The following is a 20344-nucleotide window of genomic DNA, read 5'->3' on the forward strand; positions in this document are numbered from 1 at the left end:
CCAAATTCAAAGCCTAACAACTACTGATTCTTTTAGAATCACCTTGGATGATTAATGAAAAGCGTCGGTGGGAAAGAGCCGGTCTGGCTCCGGGGAATTGAGGTTTCGCACTACCGGAACCTTCAGCCCGCGGGGTTGGCGTTTTCGCCCCGGTTCAACATTTTGGCCGGCCAGAATGCCCAAGGCAAAACAAGCCTTTTGGAAGCCGTGTACCTCCTCTCCTCCAGCCAGGTGTTGCGGGGGACGCGCGATGTCGAAGCCATCCAAGAAGGGGCCGATGGGGCCACCGTCAAAGGCGAAATCGAACCCGGAACCACGGCGATTGCAGTGGAACTGGCGGCAGGTAAACGCAAGAAGGCTTCCATCAACGGCATTGCCCTGCCCCGGGCCAGCGACCTGATCGGGCGGATGCCCGCCGTCTGTTTTTGGTCTGGCGACCTGGCCTTGGCAACGGGCGACCCTGCGTTCCGCCGCTTGATGCTGGATACCGAAATCAGCCAAATCTATCCCGGTTACCTCAAGGCCTTTGGGGTTTACAAACGGGCCTTGCAGCAACGGAACGCCCTGCTGAAAACCGCACACGAGCGGTTTGTGCCCAACGAACTGTTTGAAGGTTGGGAGGCTCAGATGGCATCTGCGGGCAGCCAGATGCGCAGTTACCGGATGAGGTGGGTGGAGGCCATCCGGCCCGTTGCCGCCCAAACCCACGCCTTTATGGGGTTGGGGGAAGTGTTGGAAGTCGGCTATGCCGTGAAAGAACCGGGGGATCTCGCCGATCTTTACGCCACGGCCCGAAACCGCGAAATCGCCCGAGGAGCCAGCCTGTTTGGACCCCACCGGGACGACCTGGACATCTTGATCGACGGACGTCCGGCGAGGCAGTTTGGCAGTCAGGGACAACAACGGACAGCCGTCATCTCGCTCAAGTTGGCCGTGCAAAGCGCAGCCCAAGAAACGTTGGGTTTTCCACCGGTCTTGTTGCTCGACGACATCTTCAGCGACCTGGATGAAGGCCGTCGGCACCGGCTTGTTGAATCTGCAATGGGGGCCGGAGGACAGGTTTTTGTCACCTGCACCGAAAGTGGACAAGCTGGGGAAAGCTTGCTTGGACATGCAAAGCTGTTTTCTGTAGAATCGGGGTGTGTGAGGGAGGTATGAGGCGGCTTTCGGAAGTACTGGGGACGGCATTTGCCGATTCCGACGTGCCCAATGCGGCGAGGGCGAGTTTGGCCATGAGGCAGTGGCGAGTCGCCGTCGGCGACATGCTGGCCGACCACTCGTCGCCCGACCGCTACGACCACGGCGTTTTGTGGGTCGAAACCAGCGGATCGGCCTGGTCGCAAGAGATCCGGATGGCCCAGGGGGTCATCGTTGACAAAATGAACGAAATCGCCGGCGAACCGCTTTTCCGAGAGGTTCGGGTGCTCCACCGGGCCCGCAAGCCGGAAATGTTGGGATAGGGATCAAATCCCCGTGCGCGCGCAGTTCCTCAACCGGCCGCTGCTTGTGGCCTTCTTGGGGTTTTCGGCTGGGCTTTCTTTCACATTCGGCGTTTGGCCCGCCGTCTTGTTTGCTCTCTTCGTCCTTTGGCTTCGTAACTGGAAGATCTCTGCATTTGCCGCGCTTTCGCTGGCCGCAGGTTGTTTCTTGAAACCGCCCGCGCCCAGCGGCTGGTTTGAGACGTTTGCCTTTAACGGTATTGTGACGGTTGCCAGCGTGCCCGACCGATATGCGGATGGGGTTGGCTGCCTCGTTGAATCCCAAGGCGTCCGGTACCGCCTCTCCGCGCCGCCCGCCCCCCTGTTCACATTGGGCGACCAGATCCGGGTTTCTGGAGAACTAGGCCCCCTGGGAGAGGCCTCTGGCTATAGCGGGGGAGCACAAGGGATGATCCGCGCCAAGTCGGTTGTGGCCATCGCAACCGGCCCGCCCTGGTGGCACTGGGGCCTGATGGCATCGGAAAGTTTCCGGACTATCGTGGAATCGCACTTGACGCCACGTTCTGCCGCGCTTGTCAAGGGAGTGTGTTTCAACCAAACCGCTGGCTTGAATTTGGACGACTGGGAGGCCTTTCGGCGTTTTGGAGTTGTCCACTTGTTGAGCGCAAGCGGCTTCCACGTGGCGATCGTCGCCGGCGCACTGCTTTGGCTGGCCTCCTTGTTGCCGATTCCGCGCGTGGTGCAGTTGGCCGCCGTGTTTGCGGTTCTAGCCCTTTTTGCCGTGGCCGCTGGATTCAAGCCACCCATTGTGAGGGCTGTGTTGATGGCGGTAGTTGCGCTTTCGGCCTACTTGTTCCGTCGGGAGGCGGATGGGCTGACCGCCGTATCGTTGGCGGGATTGGCCACGCTCGCCTGGGCCCCGGCTTCCATTGCCGATTTGGGGTTCCACCTCTCGGTAGCGGCAACGCTCGGGCTTGTGATGGTGGTGACCAGGCCGCGATGGCGGGAATGGGGCCCCACGTTGCGGGTCACCGTTCCCACCCTTGCCTCCACTGCCGCGGTGTTCCCACTCACCGGATATGTCTTCGGTGAAATTAGCATCCTTGGATTAGCCGGGAACCTCATCGCCGGGCCACTCGTCGGATTTTTGGTTGTAGCCTCTCTTGTCGCATGGATCAGCACCGTGCTGGTCCCACCTATCGGTGGAGCGTTATTTAAGGCAATTGAACCGTTTGCGGCCTTGACCATGGACTTGGTGGACACTATGGGCCGCCTACCGGGATCGACGGTGCCGGTACCGCCCTATTCGGTCGTTGGCCTCTGCTGTCTTTATGGAATCTTGGTGCTGGCTTGGGGTCGCTATGCGGTGGATTAGCCTAGCACTCCTCGGCATTCTGATTGCCGATATTTGGTCCCACCAACCACATGATGGACTTACATTTATCCAAGTTGGCCAGGGTGACTGTATTTTGGTTAACAGGAAAGACACCCACCTTTTGGTAGACGTGGGTCCACGCAACCCGAGGTTTGATTCCGGATCTCGGTTGGTATTGCCGGAACTGCGCCAGCAGGGGGTCACCCATCTCGATGCCGTCTTCCTCACCCACTTTGACCAAGACCACATTGGTGGGCTGGAATCGCTTCTCAAGCGGGTTTCTGTCGACCATGTCGTCATGGTCACACCGGCCGGTATTGACGACGCCCACCGTCAGCTCTTGATCGAGGCTGGCGTCAGGTCCGACCAACTGGTTGTCTATAGCAGCGCAATAAACCTTGATTTCCCCGGATTGACGGTCGAATGCATGCCTGGCATCTTGCAAAGCGACCGAAACGACAACGATCAGTCGCCCTACCTGATTTTCCACTTCGGAACTGATTCCGCCGTGTTGACCGGCGATGCTTCATCATTAGTCGAAGCCCAGTGGATTGCCCAGGGGGCAAAGCCGGCGCGAATCCTCAAAGCAGGGCACCACGGTAGCAGCCAATCGATGAGTCCCGAATGGCTTGCCGCCATCAAGCCGGCATTCGTCGTCTTCAGTGCCGGGCGCAACAACCAGTGGCACCACCCGACCCAGGAAGCAACGGCAAGGGCCGCAGCATCCGGCGCCCAAGTGTTCCGCACAGACCGGGACGGGTCAGTCCGGTTCTTTGCCGATGGTGGCGGCCGGCTGAAGTTAGCCCCCGCCGAAGACCGCCCGCCGCTTTTCCAGCTTTTCCAACGTTGAGGCAAGATCTGCGGCAGCCGCTCGCTCCCTTTCGACAACTTCCGGCTTGGCTCGCTCGACAAAACTGGGGTTTTCCAACCGGGCAGAGAGCTTGGCCAGCTCCGCGGCAGTCTTTTCAACCTCTCGCTCCAACCGGGCCAATTCCTTGGTGACATCGACCCCTTCGAGCGGGATGTGGAAGTCAACCCCATGCGACGTCACCGTGACATGGGTGCCTGGCGCGGGCCCAACCAAAAGGTCATCAAACCAAGCCTGCCCGCGGATCAATTCGGCGCCATCGCCGAGGCTTTCGCTGCAGTACAGCTGCGGCGATGATTTGAGCGGCTGCAACCCGACATCGGCCCGCAAAGCACGGATGGCCCGGGTCATTTCAATCCAGGATTCGACCTTGGATTCAGACTCCTGGTCCCACCATTCGGATGGGACACTTGGCCAGGTTTCATCCATCAGGTGCCCGGCCTTGCCACTCAAGGGGAGCAGGGCATAAACCTCTTCTGTAATGAACGGTATGGCCGGGTGCATCATCTTGAGGAAGGTGGAGAGGGCCTGCAACAAAACCCATTGCGGGGTCTGCCGCTTGGCAGGGTCTTGGAGCCGGACTTTGGACTGTTCAATATACCAATCGCACAACTCACTCCAGAAAAACTTATATAAAGCAGCCATTCCGGCCTGGATGTCATAAGACTCATAGGATGTCCGAACCGTCTCTTCGCACTGCGCCAGCCGGCTTAACAACCACCTGTCCAACGTATCCAATTTGGCTGGTTGGGAGTCCTCATACCCCTCCAGATTCATTAAGATGAACCGGGAAGCGTTCCAAATCTTGTTGCAAAAGTTCCGGGCATCGTCGGTTTTGCGTTCGCTATACCGGATATCTTGGTTGTATCCACTTTGGCTTAGCAGCGTGAACCGCAAGGCATCCGCCCCTTTGGATTCCACAACTCCCATGGGGTCGACGCCCGTTCCCAGGCTTTTGCTCATCCGCTCGCCCTTTTCCGTCAGAACAGTGGCATAGATATAAACGTCTTTGAACGGGATTTTTCCGGTGAAATAGAGCGACATCATCACCATCCGGCTCACCCAGAGGAAGATGATGTCCCTCGCCGTCACCAGCACGTCGGTGGGGAAGTACCTTTCCAGGTCTTCTGTTTGTTCTGGCCACCCCATTGTGGCAAAGGGCCACAATCCAGAACTGAACCAGGTGTCGAGGACATCCTTCTCTTGGCTCGCGATGGGTTCACCGGCTTTGGCCTCTGCCTCCTCCCAACTCAAAGCGGCCACGGCCCGGCCCGACTCAGTGTAATAGATGGGGATGCGGTGGCCCCACATCAGTTGGCGGGAAATGCACCAGTCCCGGATGTTGTTCATCCAATCCAGATAGACATCTTTGTATCGGGGCGGGTGGAACGTCACCTCACCCGATTCCACCACGTGGATGGCACGCTCAGCAAGCGGCTTTTGCGAGACGAACCACTGTTCGCTGGCCAAAGGCTCGATGATCTCCCCACTCCGCTCGCTAACCAGGATCGGGATCGAATGGTCTTCCACCTTGACCAGGAATCCCTGCTCTTCCAGGTCAGCGACAACCTCCTTTCTCGCCTCAAGTCGGTCTAAACCGGCGTAGGGCCCCCCGATTTCGGTTACTTTGCCCGACTCATCCATCATGCAAGGGATGCCCAGGTTGTGGCGCTGGCCCACTTCGTAGTCGTTGGGGTCGTGGGCCGGCGTGATCTTGACGGCCCCGGTGCCGAATTCGGGGTCGGGGTATTCATCGGCGATCAAGGGGATTTCCCGATCGACGAGCGGCAGCCTCAGCATCCGGCCGACCAGGCCCGTGTATCGCGCGTCTTTGGGGTGCACGGCCACGGCAACATCGGCAAGCATCGTTTCGGGCCGAGTTGTGGCAATCACGACGTCGCCCGAACCATCGGCAAACGGATAACGGATATGGTAAAGCTTGCCGGCCACATCCTTGCGCTCGGTTTCGATATCGCTGACACTGGTTTTGAGGGCAATATCCCAGTTGACCACCCGTAGCCCTTTGTATATAAGGCCCGCATCAAACCAGTCGATAAACACCTTAAGCACGGCTTCGGCGTATTGCGGGTCGAGCGTGAACCGGGTGCGCGACCAATCAAAAGCGCAACCAAGCGACCGGGACTGGTTAAGGATGGCATTACCCGACTCATTCCGCCACTCCCAAACTTTTTCGACAAACTCATCGCGAGAAAGGCTGAACGGGTTGACCCCAGCCTTTTTGAGCTGCTTGATCACCACACTTTGGGTTGCAATCCCGGCATGATCTTGGCCAGGCAAGATCAAAACGGGCCGGCCCCGCATGCGGTGGTACCTTCCCAACAGGTCTTGGATGCTGTAACACAGGGCGTGCCCCATGTGCAAAGACCCTGTAATGTTGGGCGGGGGAATTGTGATCACATAGGGATCACTGCCGGATTTCGGCGAAAAAGCGCCGGATTCTTCCCAGCGCGAGTACCATTTGGATTCGACGCCCTTGGCGTCGTAACCTGATTTCTGCTCCATGTTGTGCACCTACCTGTCGTGTAGACCCGGTTAGGTTACCACCGGTGTTTCACGTGAAACGGGTCCAACCGTTAGGTGGACCCGCAATTCAGACGCCAGGTGTGTTTCACGTGAAACTCCCGCGGGCGAGAAGCCACAGAATCAGGCACACGGGGACGGAGGCAAACAGAAAGGAATCGATCCGATCTAAGATTCCGCCATGCCCGGGGAGCAGATTCCCGCTATCCTTGACCCCCGCGCTCCGCTTGAGGGCGCTTTCTAGCAAATCGCCGATCTGGCCCAAGATGCCCCCCGTGAGCCCGACGGCCAACAAAATGGGGGTGGCAACCGGTTCCACCAAGTGCTGGTTGAGTGCGGCCCCGACGGCAAGGGATGCCAAGACGGAAACCACCAAATTCGCCATCGAACCCACAACCGTTTTCTTGGGCGATATCCCGGGGGCGAGAAGGCGCTTTCCGTACTTTTTGCCAAAGAAGTAGGCGGCCGTGTCGCCAAGCCACAGCGGAAGGGCCACAACGGCCAGCAGGTTGGGGGAAAACAGGCGGGAAGAATCGGCAGAGGCGTTATGGAGCCAAATGGCGCAAGCCACCGGGCCAGCAATCCAGCCAAAAGAGAGCCCATCCAGAGCGCTGGGCTTGCCCCGCCGGATACGGAGCGCCAGGCCGACGGTGCCGGCCAAAACTACGGCCAATGCCGCAAAAGGTGCGGCCATGAACAAACTAAGGAGCCACACCACGGCAAGGGAACCGCCCATGGCCAAAAGTGCCAGCACTCGGTTGCGCCCGCCGAGGATTTCGTCGATCTCCAAAGCGGCAAATAAACTCACGGCCCCCGCAAGCAGGTAAATGGGCCACTCTGGGGTTGCCAGGATGGCAGCGAGGCTCCCTGCTGCCAAGAGGACGGCCGTCCGAACCCGGCTGGAGAGGTTTTGAAAGGAAACGGCGGCCGACACCGAATCTGCGCTCAGGTGCGGGCCGCCGGCCGATGACATGATCCTTTCCTTATACGGCTACGGGTTGACCGTCACTTGGATCGTTGTTTTGTAGGGTTGCTTTAGGCCGTAAATGTCGACGGCCGTCAAAGTCACGGTGAACGTGCCCGCCGTCCGGAACCGGCGCTTGACCGAGGGGCCCTCGGCATCCACCGAAATCCCGTCCGAGCTGTCGAAATCCCAAAGGAACTTCACCGGGGTTGCCCCGGCCGAACCAGAGGCAGTGAAGGTGAACTCATCACCATAACCCAAATTCAACTCTCGCACGTTAGGGTCGGCGAAAACAGGGGTCGAATCCCGAAAAATCGACGCTTGGCCGAGATAGACGGTTGCAACCGAATCAAGGCTGACCGAGATGCTGGCAAGAACCTTGTTCGTGTTGGCCAATCCGTTGATCGCTTGCAAAGGAACACCGACCGAGAACCAACCGCGTTCGTCCTTCAAGCTGGTCGAGACATCCAAATAAACTTCACCGTGCTTGCCGTCGGTTGTTGTAAAGACGACGCGGATTTTGCTCACCGGTTTAGACTGGTCGGTGGCTTGCGGGCCACCTGCCCCTCCCGGTGCGCCGCCGATGCCTCCTTCGACACCAGCACCACCCCCGCCGCCGCCGGCAGTCCCGGCCCCGGCAAGGCCGCCACCACCCCGGCCACCGCGGTTAGATCCGCCCGTGGTGGGCGAGCCTTGGTTGGGTATGTTGAGCATAAACCGCAACAAGTTGTCTTTATTTTCAAAAAGTCCGCTCATATCGAACGGTTTGAGGAGCATGATTTTGCCACCTTGGAAGAAGTTGCGGCTCGAGATGCGGATCGAAGTGCCGCCATCATAGGCCACCGAATCGTCTTCGGCCACGGAACCGCTCCCCCAACCAACAAGTTTCAACCCTTGGTCGGCGGCGGTGCGCGTGGGGTCGTAAACCGTCTGGGCTTGGGCCAAAGCCCCAAACGCGACCAAGCAGGCCAGCCCCATCATCTTTGTCATCAGCTTCATTTTCCGTTCCCTTGCAAGGTTAGCGTTGGATTCGCTCGATGCGCAACGCCGCTCCGGTGGAGACTTGGACGTCTATCACCACCCCACAGATTACACCAGGTTCGTCCGCGACTTCAAAGCGGGCGGGCATGGAAGTGCGGAACTTTTGCAAGATTATCCGCCGATCCATGCCGATCACGCTTGGATAGGGTCCGCACATGCCGACATCCGTGATGTAGGCGGTACCGCCGGGTAGCACCTTTTCGTCGGCGGTTTGGATGTGGGTGTGCGTGCCGACCACCGCGGTGGCTCGGCCATCGCAATGGAACCCAAACGCCACTTTCTCGCTGGTCGCCTCCGCGTGGAAATCGACAAAACGGTGACGGGTCTGGACTTGGGCGTCCAACCGGTCGAACGCCGCAAACGGGTCGTCAAATGAATCCATGAAGACTCGGCCATGGATGTTCATGACCGCGAGTTCGATCCCCTTTTTTTGAACATGGCAGATGCCCCGGCCGGGTGCCGATTCCGGCAAATTGACCGGACGGATGATTGCGGCGCCGGAATCAAGATAGGGGTAGATCTCCCGTTTGTTGAAGGCGTGGTTTCCCAATGTGACCACATCCACTCCGGCAGAAAACAGCTCGGCGGCGATTTTAGGGGTGATCCCCATTCCGGCGGCGGCATTCTCGCCATTAACCACGATGAACAAGGGGTCGAATTCTGCCCGCAAGGACGGAAGTTCAGCAAGCACTGCATCGCGGCCGGGCCGGCCAACGACGTCGCCCAAGAACAAAATCCGGTACCTCTCCACAAGGCAGATGGTACCGGCTCAAAACTCGCAGCCGGGAAAGTACATCTCTAGCGCCCGGCAAATTTCTTCTTCCCGATACCCCTTTCCGGCGAGATGGCGGGCAGCCCTTGCCCAGACTTTCGGGTCTGCACTCGATTCCTGCCCGTTGAAGCGGCGGCCCAGCGCCAAAAGGGCTCTCTGGACGGCATCGCTGGATTCGACCTCGGCATCGAGCCCGCGTTTTTCAAGCCGGTCCAAAATTTTAAGGTCCCCGGCAAGCCCCCTCTTCATGGCGGATTGGACGCGGTTAGCCAGTGCCTCGTCATCCAGATAACCATAGCCCCGGCACTTTTCAAGGGCCTCGGCAGTTTCGGCAGCCCCAAACCCCTTACGTTCAAGATAGTTGCGGAGTTCTGGTTCCGACCGGTGGGCCCTCTCCAACCATGAGAGGGCCGCCTGCAGGGCCGACTGCTCGGCCAAGGTCAATCCTCAAGGCTGACAAGCGCGCCGAGCTCGGGCGGGTCGAGCGGAGTTGTCGGCAAGCCAAGGATCGTTCGGACTTTCTGGTCGAGCTCGGTCAGGAGCTGCGGGTTTTCGTCCAAGAACGCCCGAGCGTTTTCCCGGCCTTGGCCCAACCGCGTTTCGCCGTAATTGTAATAAGTTCCGGCCCGGCTCACGACCTCATGCATGACGGCAAGATCCAGAACGTCGCCCGCTGTGGAAATCCCGTGACCGAAAATGATGTCGAACTCCGCCTGGCGGAATGGCGGGGAGACCTTGTTCTTGACGACTTTGACCTTGGTTCGGGCCCCATAGGCCTCGGTCCCCGATTTCAAAAACTCGCCGCGTCGCACCTCAAGCCGGCAGCTCGCCCAGAACTTGAGGGCTCGGCCCCCGGGGGTTGTTTCCGGGTTGCCGAACATCACCCCGATCTTCTCACGGATTTGGTTGATGAAGATCACCGAGGTTTTGGTCTTGTTCACAACCCCACCCAGCTTCCGGAGAGCCTGAGACATCATCCGCGCCTGGATCCCGACATGGGCATCGCCCATGTCGCCCTCGATCTCTGCTTTGGGCACCAGCGCGGCCACCGAGTCCAGGACGACCACATCCATGGCGCCGCTGCGGATCATCGATTCCATGATCTCCAAGGCTTCTTCACCAGTCGTTGGTTGCGAAACATAAAGACGGTCTGTGTCGACCCCCAAAACCTTGGCGTATTCCACGTCCAACGCATGTTCGGCGTCCACGAACAGGGCCATGCCGCCAAGCTTTTGCGCTTCGGCGATGATCTGCAAAGCAACGGTTGTCTTCCCGCTCGATTCAGCGCCATAGATTTCGGTGATCCGAGAACGCGGCACCCCGCCGATCCCCAAAGCGTAATCAAGGGCCAGGGAGCCGGTGGGAATGGCGGCGATCTTCTCGGCTGTCTGGCTGCCAAGCTTCATCACTGAACCCTTGCCGAACGATTTTTCAATCTGTTGCAGGGCTAATTCGAGGTTGCGGTCTTTGTCGGATTGGGAGTTTTTTTCTGGGGGCACGTTCAATTCTCCTTTTGGTAAACATCAGTATACATAGTTAGCAGACAAAAGGCAAGACATGAAATCGACATCGTCAATATTACTGGAATTCAGGCCGTTCTTCCCAAATTTGGCACGGCATGGCGCATATCTTGCGCCTTTCCTGATATCGTGTCCATGTTGCTGGAAACAGCGCATTGATTCGGTTTCCGCTTTGCGGAGGAAGGTGCTAAAAAATGCTCAAACAAGCTCTCATCATCGGTCTGGCTTTCGGTGCTTTCGCCGCGGCCAATGCCGTCACGATCGCCACCCATCAAGATCCGGCCCTCAACGGGTCCACCCCCTTGTTCTTTGTGACGCCGGGCGCCAACGGTAGCGTCACTGGCTCCTGGACCGGCAACGGCCTGACTCTCGACGTGCCGGTGGTTTCTCAATCGTTCAATAACGTCAAGATGCAAATGAACTCGGTGACCAAAACCGGCAACACCCTGGGTGCCGGCAGCGTCGTGTTCTATACCACCAACGTCGCCAATCCGTTGTTCCAAATCGACTTCAACTCCGCCACCATTTTCCAACCGTTTGGGCTTGGCGGCAGCTACATCGAAGGCAATAACGTCACCTTCAGCGGTTCGGCGGTCAACGGGCTGCAATTCCAAAACGCCCAGTTCGCGTTCAGTTTTGCCAACCCGGTGCAAACGCCCAACGGTAACACCTACACCGCCTCGTTCACCTCGTCGGCCGACGTGGTGCCCGAACCGGCGACCATGGCCGTTGCCGGTCTTGCCTTGGCGGCCCTGGCCAAGCGCAAGCGCAAGTAAGCTCCAAGAGCCCAAACATCCCATCCGACCGGCAAGATTCCCAGCAATCTTGCCGGTTATTTTGTTAACTGATCGTTAGGGTGCCTGTTTTCCTCCCATTCCGTTGGCCGGACCTGATACTGTTGAGGCAACGGGATCTGCCCTCTTTGGGTGGCCCGTGATTCGAGAGGAGCAAAAATGAATACACTCAAAATCACAACCCTCGTTGTCGCCTTATGCGGTGTCTCGGCGGCCCAAGCGGTCACCATTGCCACCCACGACGATCCTTCTGTCGGAGCGCCTCAGGTGTTCACAATCGACTACAACACCAACACCGTGATGGGCGGTTGGGCGTTGCCGGGCCTGAACCTGAGCATCCCGGTCTTGGCAGGCAATTACAACAACCTGACGATGTCGGTCGCCAATATGGCCATCACCAATGTCCAAGTGGTCGGCCCGTTGACGATCCTCACGCTCGGCGCGGGAGAAATCCGGTACTGGGACACCGACATCAACAATCCGGTCTTTCAAGTCAATTTCGACTCTGCCACCCTTGTTGAACCCGCGACGGCCCAAGCGGCCGACCTGACCGGGAACAATGTGACGTTCAGCGGTTCCGGCCTTGGTGCTTTGAACGGCAACCTGACCAACGAGGTCATCGCCTATTCCTTCGCCAACCCCGTCTACAACGGCAACGTGCACACCTACACGGCTTCGATGACCTCATCGGCCGACGTGGTGCCAGAGCCGGCTTCCATGACCCTGCTGGCCCTTGGGGTTGCGGCGTTCACCGCCCGGCGCCGCGCGCGCTAACCCAGACATCAGGCATTCAAGCCGCGTGGGCCGCACCCCTTAGAGGGTTGGGTGCAGCCCATGCGGTGCCTGTGTGCCGCCGCCCTGCGTATAATCCAACCCTATGAAGTGGTGGCTGGCCGTCGTCGTCGCCTTGTTTGCGGCGGTTGCCCCTGCCCAAGCCAAGGAAGTCACCACGATCCGCATGATGGCTTCGGGCCAAGGGTTGCCATCGCCCAATGCCACCGACCCCAGATCCCTCGCCAGGCGGGCCGTTTTTGAAGAATTTCACCGGCAAAACCCCGATGTCCAGGTGATCAATGCCGGAGGTCTTGAACTCAGCGGGGAAAAGGCCGAAAGTAATTTCCTGATGTCCATGGCGGGCGACACGGCCCCCGACGTTTTTTATGTCAACTTTCGCCAGTACTACAACTACATTGACCAAGGGTTCTGCCGCCCGCTGGACGACTTGGTTGCCAAAGACCCGTCAGTCATGGACCCCGTCAACCCGACGATCCTCGACATTATCAAAAGCTACGACGGGCACATCTATGCCCTTCCGTATTTCCAAGTCGCCCAGGCCCTCTATTACCGGAAAGACCATTTCATCGAAGCCGGATTGGATCCCAACCGGCCACCCAAAACATGGGATGAATTCTATGCCTATGCCCAAAAGTTGACGGAATCGGCACCGGGCCGGAGCGGGTTCGGGTTTAGCTCAGGACCCCAGGGGCAGGCGTATTTTTGGGTCAATTTCATGTGGCAGGCGGGCGGCGAAATCGTTGAGCCGACCCCCAGCGGGGCTTGGCGCGCCACCATTGCGACCCCAGCCGGGGTAACCGCGCTCGAGTTCTATCGGAAGCTGACGACCGCTAAATGGGTCACGGGCGGCAAAACTTATGGCCCCGCCGCCAGCGTCGGCACTAGTTATGCGCAAGATATCACGGCGGGCAAGACCAGCATGTGGTTTGCCTATTCCCAAGATACCGTTCTCAATGTATCCAGCCTGCCGCCCAGCGTCATCGGCATTGCGCAAATGCCCGCCGGCCCCGGTGGGAGCTGGAACGAGATTAACGCCGGGATGTGGGCCATCAACGCCAACGTCAAAGACCCCAAAAAGCTCGACGCCTGCTGGCGGTTCATCGATTACTTTGTGAGCCAGAGGGCCGCAAAGGTTTCGACGGACAAGTTCGTCGATTTTGGGATGGCGAACCTGGTCAACCCCGACCTGCTCAACAAATTCGGTTACGAACGGTATGCCGCCACCGTCGACCCAAGCTACGTCGCCGCAAACCGGGAGCTGTTCAAACACGGCAAACCCGAACCTTACGGCCGGAATTGCGGCCAGGTCTACACCGTCCTGGACACCGCGATGGATTTGGCTCGAACCCAACCAGACCGCCCAGCCATGGAGATTTTGCAACAAGTGCAGGGCGAAATGGACCAAGTGTTGTTGGGTTACACCCCGCCTGAGATCCAAAAAGTCCGCCGGACTTGGGCGCTGGGGATCCTCATCGCGGCGACTTTGATCGGCGGGGTATTGGTGTACCGCGGGTTCCGCAGTGCCTCGCAGCACTTGGAAGAAGTCCAAGACCGCCTGCCGGCGGGAACCGACCGCCGCCGCGCCCTGAGATTTGTGGCTCTCTGCCTGGCCCCGGCGGTTTTGAGCCTGTTGGTTTGGGCCTACTACCCCCTCCTCAAGGGGCTCACCATCGCCTTCCAAGACTACAGGATCATGAAAGAGACCCGCTGGGTGGGGCTCGACAACTTCATCGACGTTTTCACCCAGCCGATCTTTTGGCAGTCATTGGGGAACAGCTTCGTCTATGTGGGATTGACCATTTCCGTGGGTTTTTTGCTCCCGATCCTCCTCGCCATTGCCCTCAACGAAATCCCGCGGTTCAAACTTCTGTTTCGGACGATCTTCTACCTCCCGGCCATGACCAGCGCCATCGTCGTCTCCTTCCTCTGGCGGCAGATTTACGACAAATCCGAGCACGGCGTCCTCAACTCCGCCCTGGATTTGCCGCTGGCTTTTTGGGATTCGCTGTGGCATGTCAAACATGTGCCCCTCGCCATGGATTGGCTCGGTTCGCCGCAATTGGCGATGTTTGCCGTGGTCATCCCGGGCATCTGGGCTGGAGCCGGCCCGGGGTCGATCCTTTACCTGGCCGCACTCAAACAGATCCCCGACGAACGTTATGAAGCCGCCGATCTGGATGGGGCCACATGGATCCAAAAGATCTGGTTCATCACCTTCCCCGGGTTGCGCGCCCTGATGCTCATCAATTTCCTCGGCGTCTTCATTGCGGGGTTCAAGGCGATGGAAAACATCTTCATTCTCACCGGCGGCGGTCCCAACCGGGCAACCCGGGTGATCGGCCTTGAAGTTTGGGAAATCGCTTTCATGTACCTCAAGTTCGGCTATGCCACGGCCGCGGCTTGGGTTCTCGGCGCCATCCTCATCGGGTTCACCCTGGTCCAGATCCGCAACCTGACCCGGATGAAGTTTTCCGCGGCGGCTGGACGGTAAGCGATGCCGGGCGATAGCCCCCCAAATTTGCCCAGACCGGCCAGAAAATGCGGATACAGTAACCCCTGAGGAATGGCGCAACGCATCCATGTGGCAGAGGTCGGACTGGATTCCCGGATGGCGGGGGCCGAGGCTGTCTACACCTATGCCGCCACCCCGGCCACCCAAGTCGGAGAAGCCTACATGGTGCCGCTCGGCCCCCGGCAGACCGTCGGTTACGTCTTGGCCGTCAAAGAAATCTTCGACCTCGAACTTGGTTTCCCGGTGGAAAACCTCAAACCGCTCGGCTCCAAAATCGCCAACCTCTCGCTTCCCAAGCAGGGGGTGGGGCTCGTTTATGAAACCGCCCGCCAAACCCTCTCCCCCGTACCGGTTTGTTTGAGCCTGGCAACCCCCCCAGGGATCAAAGACCGCCTCACCCGCGAATGGAGGCCGACCGGGAAGGCCCCGGAATCACCGCTGACCACGGCCCAACAAGAAGCCTTGTTGGCGCTGGCCGAAAAGCCGTTGGTCGAAAAAAAGGGGACGGTGATCCCAAGGGGCCTCAAAAGCACACTCAACGCGCTCCGGGCGCGCGGCCTCATCGAGCCCGTTGCCAGCGTGCAGCCGTTTGCCTCTCGCCGCCAGGCCGGCGAGGCATACCAACTCACCGCCGACGCCGCAAAAGTCGATGCCTATATCACCAAACACGCCAAGAAACGGCCAGCCCAGGTCGTGACCCTCATGCGGTTGCAAGGGTCCGAGGGGGTCGCTTTCTCCACCGACGAGATCAAGGCCCTTGGACAAGTGAGCGACGCCACACTCAAGGCTTTGGTTAAAGAAAAGCTGCTCGTCGAACCGGAATCCGGCCCGAGGGCGGCAAAACCTCCGCCACTCCCCAACCCCGACCAACAAGCAGCCATCGACGCCATCTGTGCCGAGGTCAAAGGCGGCCGTCACAAGGATTTCCTCCTCTTCGGCGTCACCGGATCCGGGAAAACCGAGGTGTACCTGAGGTGTGCCGAAGAAGCCTTGTCCCGTGGCCGCCAAGTGCTCTACTTGGTGCCGGAAATCGCCCTCACCGCCCAAGTCGTCGCCCAACTCCGCGACCGGTTTGGGGACCGTGTCGCTGTGCTGCACAGCAACCTATCGGCCCGTGAGCGGATGGAAAACTGGCTCCGAGTGGCCAGTGGCGAAGCCCCGGTTGTGCTGGGCCCACGGAGCGCCCTGTTCGCTCCGCTCGACAACCTCGGCCTGATCGTTTTGGACGAGGAGCACGAAGCCAGCTACAAGCAGGAAAACCTGCCCCGGTACCACACAAAAAGCCTGGCCCGATTCCTCGGCCAAGAGTATGCGTGCCCAGTGGTAATGGGTTCGGCAACCCCGGCCATCGAATCGTTCCATGCCGCGCTGAGCGGGGAAATGGAACTTCTGAAGCTCCCGGGCCGCGCAGCAAGCGCCAAGCTGCCGCAGGTGTTCATCGAAGATTTGCGGGAAGGCTACAAAGACCGATCCGCCGGCGTATTTTCCCCCCGCCTTTCCAAAGCGGTCAATGAGACGCTGGCCCGGGGAGAACAAGCCATCTTGTTCCTCAACCGCCGGGCATTTGCCCCGTTTGTGGTTTGCCGCGACTGCGGCAAACGGTTTCAGTGCCCGCACTGCGCCGTCGCATTGGCGCTCCACCGGCGGGATGGCAAGCTAAGGTGTCACCACTGCGACTACCAGATGCCCGCCCCCGAATCGTGCGACGAATGCGGTAGCGACCGCGTCAAGGCCTTCGGCATTGGGGCTGAGCGCGTCGAGCAGTCGGTTGCGGAGCAGTTCCCCGGGGCCAATGTGGCGCGGCTGGATCGAGACATTGCCCGCAAACGAGGCGCATTGGAAGACACGCTGGCCAGGTTCCGCACGGGAGAATTGAATGTGCTTGTTGGCACTCAAATGGTGGCCAAGGGCCTCGACTTCCCCAATGTCACCTTAGTTGGGGTGATTGCCGCCGACATCAGCCTCGCCATCCCCGATTTCCGGGCCAGCGAACGCACCTTCCAGCTCCTGAGCCAAGTCGCCGGCCGGGCAGGACGCGGCCAAAGGGCCGGGCAGGTCGTCATCCAAACCCTTTCTCCGGATCATCCGTCGGTCGTCATGGCCCAAAGCCACGACTATGAGGCCTTTTATGCCAACTTGATCCAAGAACGGCAAGCGGCGGGGTACCCACCCTTCGTCCGGTTGGTGAATGTGCTGTTCGTCGGGCCTGATCGGGACGAGGTGTATGGCCTATCTGCCGTTGCCGGGCAAAAAATCAAGCTCGCCCTCCCCGATGCCCCTGTTTTGGGCCCGGTCGATTGCCCGCTCAGCAAACTCAGCAACCTCCACCGGAGGCACATTCTGGTCAAACTCCCACCCGGTGCCGACCCCGGCCCGGTCGCCCAGGCGTTGGAGGGGCTCAAAACCCAAAAGGCCCGCGTCACGGTCGATGTCGACCCCAACAATCTAGTCTAGCGGTTGCGAAACGGGACGTTGTAAATGTTGCCCCGGATCGACTTCTCCAATCCTTCCGAATCCACATAACCGGTTCGGCCCGAGACATTGGAAACGGCGGATTGGTTCCCAAACACCGGCTTGCGGATGAAAAACATCAGGGTTTGCCGGGGGTCGATCACCGAACCCTGGCGGATCACGCTCAAGTTCGGGTTGGCTTCAATCGGAAGCCCCGGCCCGGCATCCAAGCGGCTCCCCGGTTCCAAGTAGGGCCGGATCTGGTCCTTCCATTTGTCCGAATCCATGCCCGATGGGAAAAACCCGTCGTGGTCGTTGCAATATTGGATCGTCGCCTCGGTCACCCGGTTGAGGGCACTGATCGCATCCATCGACTGAACACCGGGAACTCCGCCGCCGACCAAGCCCCCGCCGGCCCCTTGCCCGCCCCCTTGGAACAGCAGGAAGCCAGGGATGCAACACAGGCTGATGGCCACGACGGCCACGATGACGGCAACCGTCCCTTGGGAGGCTTTTTGCGGGCCAAGCACCGGTGGGGCACCCCCATCGGTCATCACGCCAGGCACTGCGGCTTCTGCCTCCGGCTCCGCGTGCCCACCCGGGGGCAGATCGCCGAATTCGAGGTTGTCGCCGGCCCGGAACGGCTCACCCCCTTCGGCGGGAAAAAGCAAATCGTCGGCCGTGAGCCCACCCCCCTTTGCCATCCGCAAAAGGTACTCATAGCTGTAAGGCCCTTCCTGGTCGGGCGATCCATGGCGTTGGAGATAGAACACGGGCGGGGAGGGGCTTTAGTGTATCCCGAAAGCGCGATTCTGCCATCAAGGGACTCAGGGGCGGCCACAGAGGCGCCAATTTCCTTAACCCGATCTTGAAGGGCTGCACGGCTCGGGGGAGCAGACAACGCTCCCAGCCGGCAACCTAGCAAATTTATTAGTGAATCAAATAGGAAAGTCTGATAGTCTGTTGATGCACCCTGTTTGGGGAGTTGAGGAAAAAATGAAAATCACTGCAATAATCTCGGTCTTTGCGTGTGCGGCTGTGGCTTCGGCGGTTGATGTCGTCGCCCCGAATGCCTTCGCAGCCACCGAGGGCCCAGGAACTTTTTCGCTGACCACTAACACGGCCGGCGGCCGCGTATACCAAATGGTCATCGATTCTTCTCAGTTGACCGGGCTGGTCGGGACTAACTTGGATGGCATGTCGTTCCGGCTGAATTCCGGGGCTACCTGGCCCCCCGTCCAGGTCGATATGTCTCAGTTCGACATTTGGGTTGGGGAAGGAGTCGACCCGACGGCGATCACGACGACGGTCGACAGCAACTTCATCGGCACGGCGACACAAGTCCGCTCGGGGGCGATTTCGTTCTTCCCCGGTGACTTCCCGACCGGGGGGACGCCCAACGGGTTTGGGCCCAATTTCGGATTCAACTTGGGCAGCTACGCCTACAACGGCGGCGATTTGGCGGTTCTCATCCGATTCGCCACCCAAACCCCCATCGGGGGCACGGCCGGACAAGCCGCGTTCGACGCCATTGCGGCCACTGACACCGCCAACGGTTATGGATCCCTCTTCGCCGCCAAGTGGCAAAGTGGATCCACCTCCACGACCGTGAACTCCAACGGAAACTTCATCGTCACAAAGTTCAGCGGCACCCCGGTGCCAGAGCCGATGACCCTCGGTCTGCTGGGTTTGGGCGGACTCGCCGCGTTGCGCCGCCGAAAGAAGTAAGAAGGCGGATGGCCGAAATGTTCGCCGGGTGGCCATCAGGCTCCCGGCGAACTGCTTTTCAGTCGATGGTGTAAGAGCCTGAATGGCCCGGGTCAGTCACCGTCCCGCCGATCCCATTGCCGCCGCACCCGGCCAAGGCCGTCAACACCAGAGCCAACAACCAGAACATCCGAGACTTCATGGAAGGGTTAACCGCAATTTGCGGGCCAAAGCCCTTCAAACCTGGTCGTCGTTTGGCGCGGAGTCAGCGAATCCGCCCTTCTCGCCCTTTGCGCACTGCGCCGCCTGGATTTGGGGTAGGAACAGCCATGGCGGTTGAAGCGTGGATGCTCGGCATTGGGTTGGCGTTGCTTGTGAGCATCGTCGCCAGCCGGTTGGCTTCACGCCTTGGCGTCCCCGTGTTGCTCAGTTTCCTAGTGCTCGGCATGGCCCTCGGGTCGCAAGGGCCAGGCGGAATCTGGTTCTCGGATGCCCGCCTCGCCCAAGAGATCGGCATCGTCGCCCTCGCCTTCATCGTGTTCTCAGGGGGTATCGGCCTCGATTGGAGGACGGCGCGACCCCAGCTCCCCAAAGCCCTGGTGCTTGCGACCCTGGGCGTCGCCGCCACCGCCGCCGTGGTCGGCGCGGCGGCTCACTATTTCCTAAAGTTCTCGATCACCGAAGGGTTGCTCCTGGGCGCCATCGTCGCCCCCACCGACGCTGCCGCCGTGTTCAGCACCCTGAGCCGGGGCGATATCCGCATCAAACCCGAGCTCCGCGACACGCTGGAAATGGAATCGGGCACCAACGACCCGACCGGAATCTTTCTCGCCGGAGCCCTCATTGCCTCGCTGACCGAACCGACCTTCAACGCCGGAGCCAGCGCACTCGGCTTCGCGACGCAAATGGCGATCGGCGGGGCCGGGGGATGGCTGGTCGGGCGCCTGGGCGTCCTGGCGATGCGCAAGCTCCGGCTCGAATTCGTCGGCCTCTACCACGGGCTCGGAATTGCCATTGTCTTGGTGGCGTTCGGCGGCACGGCGATGCTGTGGGGTAGCGGATTCCTGGCCGCCTACGTCTCGGGGGTGATCTTCGGCAACCGAGAATTCCGCCAGCAAAAGGGTCTCGCTCGGTTTTTCGACGGAGTCGCTTGGCTGATGCAGATTGGCCTCTTCGTGGTGCTGGGGCTCCTTGTTTTTCCGCGCGAGCTGATCCATGTGGCAGGACCCGGCACCCTCGTCGCGCTGATTCTGATGTTCGTGGCCAGGCCGCTCGGGGTGTTTGTCTCTCTTGCCCCCTTCCGCATCCCCTGGCGCGACCAACTTCTGGTCTCCTGGTGCGGCCTGCGGGGTGCCGTGCCGATCGTCCTCGCCACATTCCCCCTTCTCGCCGATTTGCCGCGGGCACACGAAATCTTTAATCTCGTGTTTTTCGTGGTGGTTTTCTCAACCGTCCTGCAAGGCCCGACGATCCCCCTGCTGGCGAAAAGGCTCGCACCGGATTCTCCGCCGGTTCCCGAAAAGCCTTAGCGCCGGTCGTCGATCGTATGGGTTGCCGAGTCGCTC

General features: G+C 59.8%; 17 protein-coding genes. 10 read left to right on the top strand and 7 right to left on the bottom strand.

All coding sequences use genetic code 11. The features are described from left to right. Positions 1-54 precede the first annotated feature (54 nt). From JNM28_09915 to JNM28_09930, 4 genes are all read left to right on the top strand, one after another. The gene (locus tag JNM28_09915; protein ID MBL8068754.1) at positions 55-1158 is read left to right on the top strand and encodes a DNA replication/repair protein RecF; all 1104 of its coding nucleotides are present in this window, start codon (positions 55-57) and stop codon (positions 1156-1158) included. Continuing rightward, entirely contained in the window at positions 1155-1460 is a 306-nt protein-coding gene (locus JNM28_09920; protein ID MBL8068755.1) for a DUF721 domain-containing protein, read from the top strand. Before JNM28_09915 ends, JNM28_09920 begins: the two co-directional genes overlap by 4 nt. Positions 1461-1473: 13 nt before the next feature. Further along, positions 1474-2814, top strand: a complete 1341-nt coding sequence (locus JNM28_09925) for a ComEC/Rec2 family competence protein (protein ID MBL8068756.1) — start codon at positions 1474-1476, stop codon at positions 2812-2814. 94 nt (positions 2815-2908) lie between these two features. Beyond that, positions 2909-3664 carry an MBL fold metallo-hydrolase gene (locus JNM28_09930; protein ID MBL8068757.1) on the top strand — a complete coding sequence of 252 codons (756 nt, stop codon included), beginning with the start codon at positions 2909-2911 and terminating at the stop codon, positions 3662-3664. On the opposite strand, the gene JNM28_09935 is transcribed toward JNM28_09930, so the two are convergent. From JNM28_09935 to recA, 6 genes are all read right to left on the bottom strand, one after another. After that, entirely contained in the window at positions 3614-6205 is a 2592-nt protein-coding gene (locus tag JNM28_09935; GenBank protein ID MBL8068758.1) for a valine--tRNA ligase, read from the bottom strand. The two genes, JNM28_09930 and JNM28_09935, sit on opposite strands and share 51 nt — an antisense overlap. A 106-nt stretch (positions 6206-6311) precedes the next feature. Beyond that, positions 6312-7196, bottom strand: a complete 885-nt coding sequence (locus tag JNM28_09940) for a phosphatidate cytidylyltransferase (GenBank protein ID MBL8068759.1) — start codon at positions 7194-7196, stop codon at positions 6312-6314. Between the two features lie 18 nt (positions 7197-7214). Next, positions 7215-8177, bottom strand: coding sequence for a PKD domain-containing protein (locus JNM28_09945; GenBank protein ID MBL8068760.1), 963 nt, complete (start codon positions 8175-8177; stop codon positions 7215-7217). Positions 8178-8205: 28 nt separating this feature from the next. After that, the gene (locus tag JNM28_09950) at positions 8206-8979 is read right to left on the bottom strand and encodes a TIGR00282 family metallophosphoesterase (GenBank protein MBL8068761.1); all 774 of its coding nucleotides are present in this window, start codon (positions 8977-8979) and stop codon (positions 8206-8208) included. 18 nt (positions 8980-8997) lie between these two features. After that, positions 8998-9444, bottom strand: a complete 447-nt coding sequence (locus JNM28_09955; GenBank protein MBL8068762.1) for a RecX family transcriptional regulator — start codon at positions 9442-9444, stop codon at positions 8998-9000. Beyond that, positions 9441-10499: a recombinase RecA gene (gene recA, locus JNM28_09960; protein ID MBL8068763.1), complete on the bottom strand. Its 1059-nt coding sequence runs from the start codon at positions 10497-10499 to the stop codon at positions 9441-9443. The genes JNM28_09955 and recA overlap by 4 nt, the downstream gene beginning before the upstream one ends. Before the next feature lie 215 nt (positions 10500-10714). Between recA and JNM28_09965 the strand changes: the two genes are divergently transcribed. From JNM28_09965 to priA, 4 genes are all read left to right on the top strand, one after another. Further along, positions 10715-11296 (top strand): PEP-CTERM sorting domain-containing protein, encoded by a 582-nt coding sequence (locus tag JNM28_09965; protein MBL8068764.1) that lies wholly within the window; start codon positions 10715-10717, stop codon positions 11294-11296. 177 nt (positions 11297-11473) lie between these two features. Next, positions 11474-12088 carry a PEP-CTERM sorting domain-containing protein gene (locus JNM28_09970; GenBank protein ID MBL8068765.1) on the top strand — a complete coding sequence of 205 codons (615 nt, stop codon included), beginning with the start codon at positions 11474-11476 and terminating at the stop codon, positions 12086-12088. A 103-nt stretch (positions 12089-12191) separates the two neighbouring features. Beyond that, the gene (locus JNM28_09975; GenBank protein ID MBL8068766.1) at positions 12192-14600 is read left to right on the top strand and encodes an extracellular solute-binding protein; all 2409 of its coding nucleotides are present in this window, start codon (positions 12192-12194) and stop codon (positions 14598-14600) included. A 72-nt stretch (positions 14601-14672) separates the two neighbouring features. Further along, entirely contained in the window at positions 14673-17075 is a 2403-nt protein-coding gene (priA, locus tag JNM28_09980) for a primosomal protein N' (GenBank protein MBL8068767.1), read from the top strand. Here the strand turns inward: priA and JNM28_09985 are convergent. Continuing rightward, positions 17072-17845 carry a hypothetical protein gene (locus JNM28_09985; protein MBL8068768.1) on the bottom strand — a complete coding sequence of 258 codons (774 nt, stop codon included), beginning with the start codon at positions 17843-17845 and terminating at the stop codon, positions 17072-17074. The genes priA and JNM28_09985 overlap by 4 nt on opposite strands. 223 nt (positions 17846-18068) lie before the next feature. Between JNM28_09985 and JNM28_09990 the strand changes: the two genes are divergently transcribed. Further along, complete coding sequence (locus tag JNM28_09990; GenBank protein ID MBL8068769.1) at positions 18069-18800, top strand: PEP-CTERM sorting domain-containing protein; 732 nt, start codon at positions 18069-18071, stop codon at positions 18798-18800. Between the two features lie 308 nt (positions 18801-19108). Further along, positions 19109-20308 carry a potassium/proton antiporter gene (locus tag JNM28_09995; GenBank protein ID MBL8068770.1) on the top strand — a complete coding sequence of 400 codons (1200 nt, stop codon included), beginning with the start codon at positions 19109-19111 and terminating at the stop codon, positions 20306-20308. Positions 20309-20344 lie beyond the last annotated feature (36 nt).

This window comes from Armatimonadota bacterium, from assembly GCA_016789105.1.
GTDB lineage: Bacteria > Armatimonadota > Fimbriimonadia > Fimbriimonadales > Fimbriimonadaceae > UphvI-Ar2.

Bases quoted from the DNA above. Each gene is read 5' to 3' on its own strand.
- JNM28_09915 (MBL8068754.1), top strand. From the start codon at position 55: ATGAAAAGCGTCGGTGGGAAAGAGCCGGTCTGGCTCCGGGGAATTGAG.
- JNM28_09920 (MBL8068755.1), top strand. From the start codon at position 1,155: ATGAGGCGGCTTTCGGAAGTACTGGGGACGGCATTTGCCGATTCCGAC.
- JNM28_09935 (MBL8068758.1), bottom strand. From the start codon at position 6,205: ATGGAGCAGAAATCAGGTTACGACGCCAAGGGCGTCGAATCCAAATGG.
- JNM28_09940 (MBL8068759.1), bottom strand. From the start codon at position 7,196: ATGTCATCGGCCGGCGGCCCGCACCTGAGCGCAGATTCGGTGTCGGCC.
- JNM28_09945 (MBL8068760.1), bottom strand. From the start codon at position 8,177: ATGACAAAGATGATGGGGCTGGCCTGCTTGGTCGCGTTTGGGGCTTTG.
- JNM28_09965 (MBL8068764.1), top strand. From the start codon at position 10,715: ATGCTCAAACAAGCTCTCATCATCGGTCTGGCTTTCGGTGCTTTCGCC.
- JNM28_09970 (MBL8068765.1), top strand. From the start codon at position 11,474: ATGAATACACTCAAAATCACAACCCTCGTTGTCGCCTTATGCGGTGTC.
- JNM28_09975 (MBL8068766.1), top strand. From the start codon at position 12,192: ATGAAGTGGTGGCTGGCCGTCGTCGTCGCCTTGTTTGCGGCGGTTGCC.
- priA (MBL8068767.1), top strand. From the start codon at position 14,673: ATGGCGCAACGCATCCATGTGGCAGAGGTCGGACTGGATTCCCGGATG.
- JNM28_09990 (MBL8068769.1), top strand. From the start codon at position 18,069: ATGAAAATCACTGCAATAATCTCGGTCTTTGCGTGTGCGGCTGTGGCT.
- JNM28_09995 (MBL8068770.1), top strand. From the start codon at position 19,109: ATGGCGGTTGAAGCGTGGATGCTCGGCATTGGGTTGGCGTTGCTTGTG.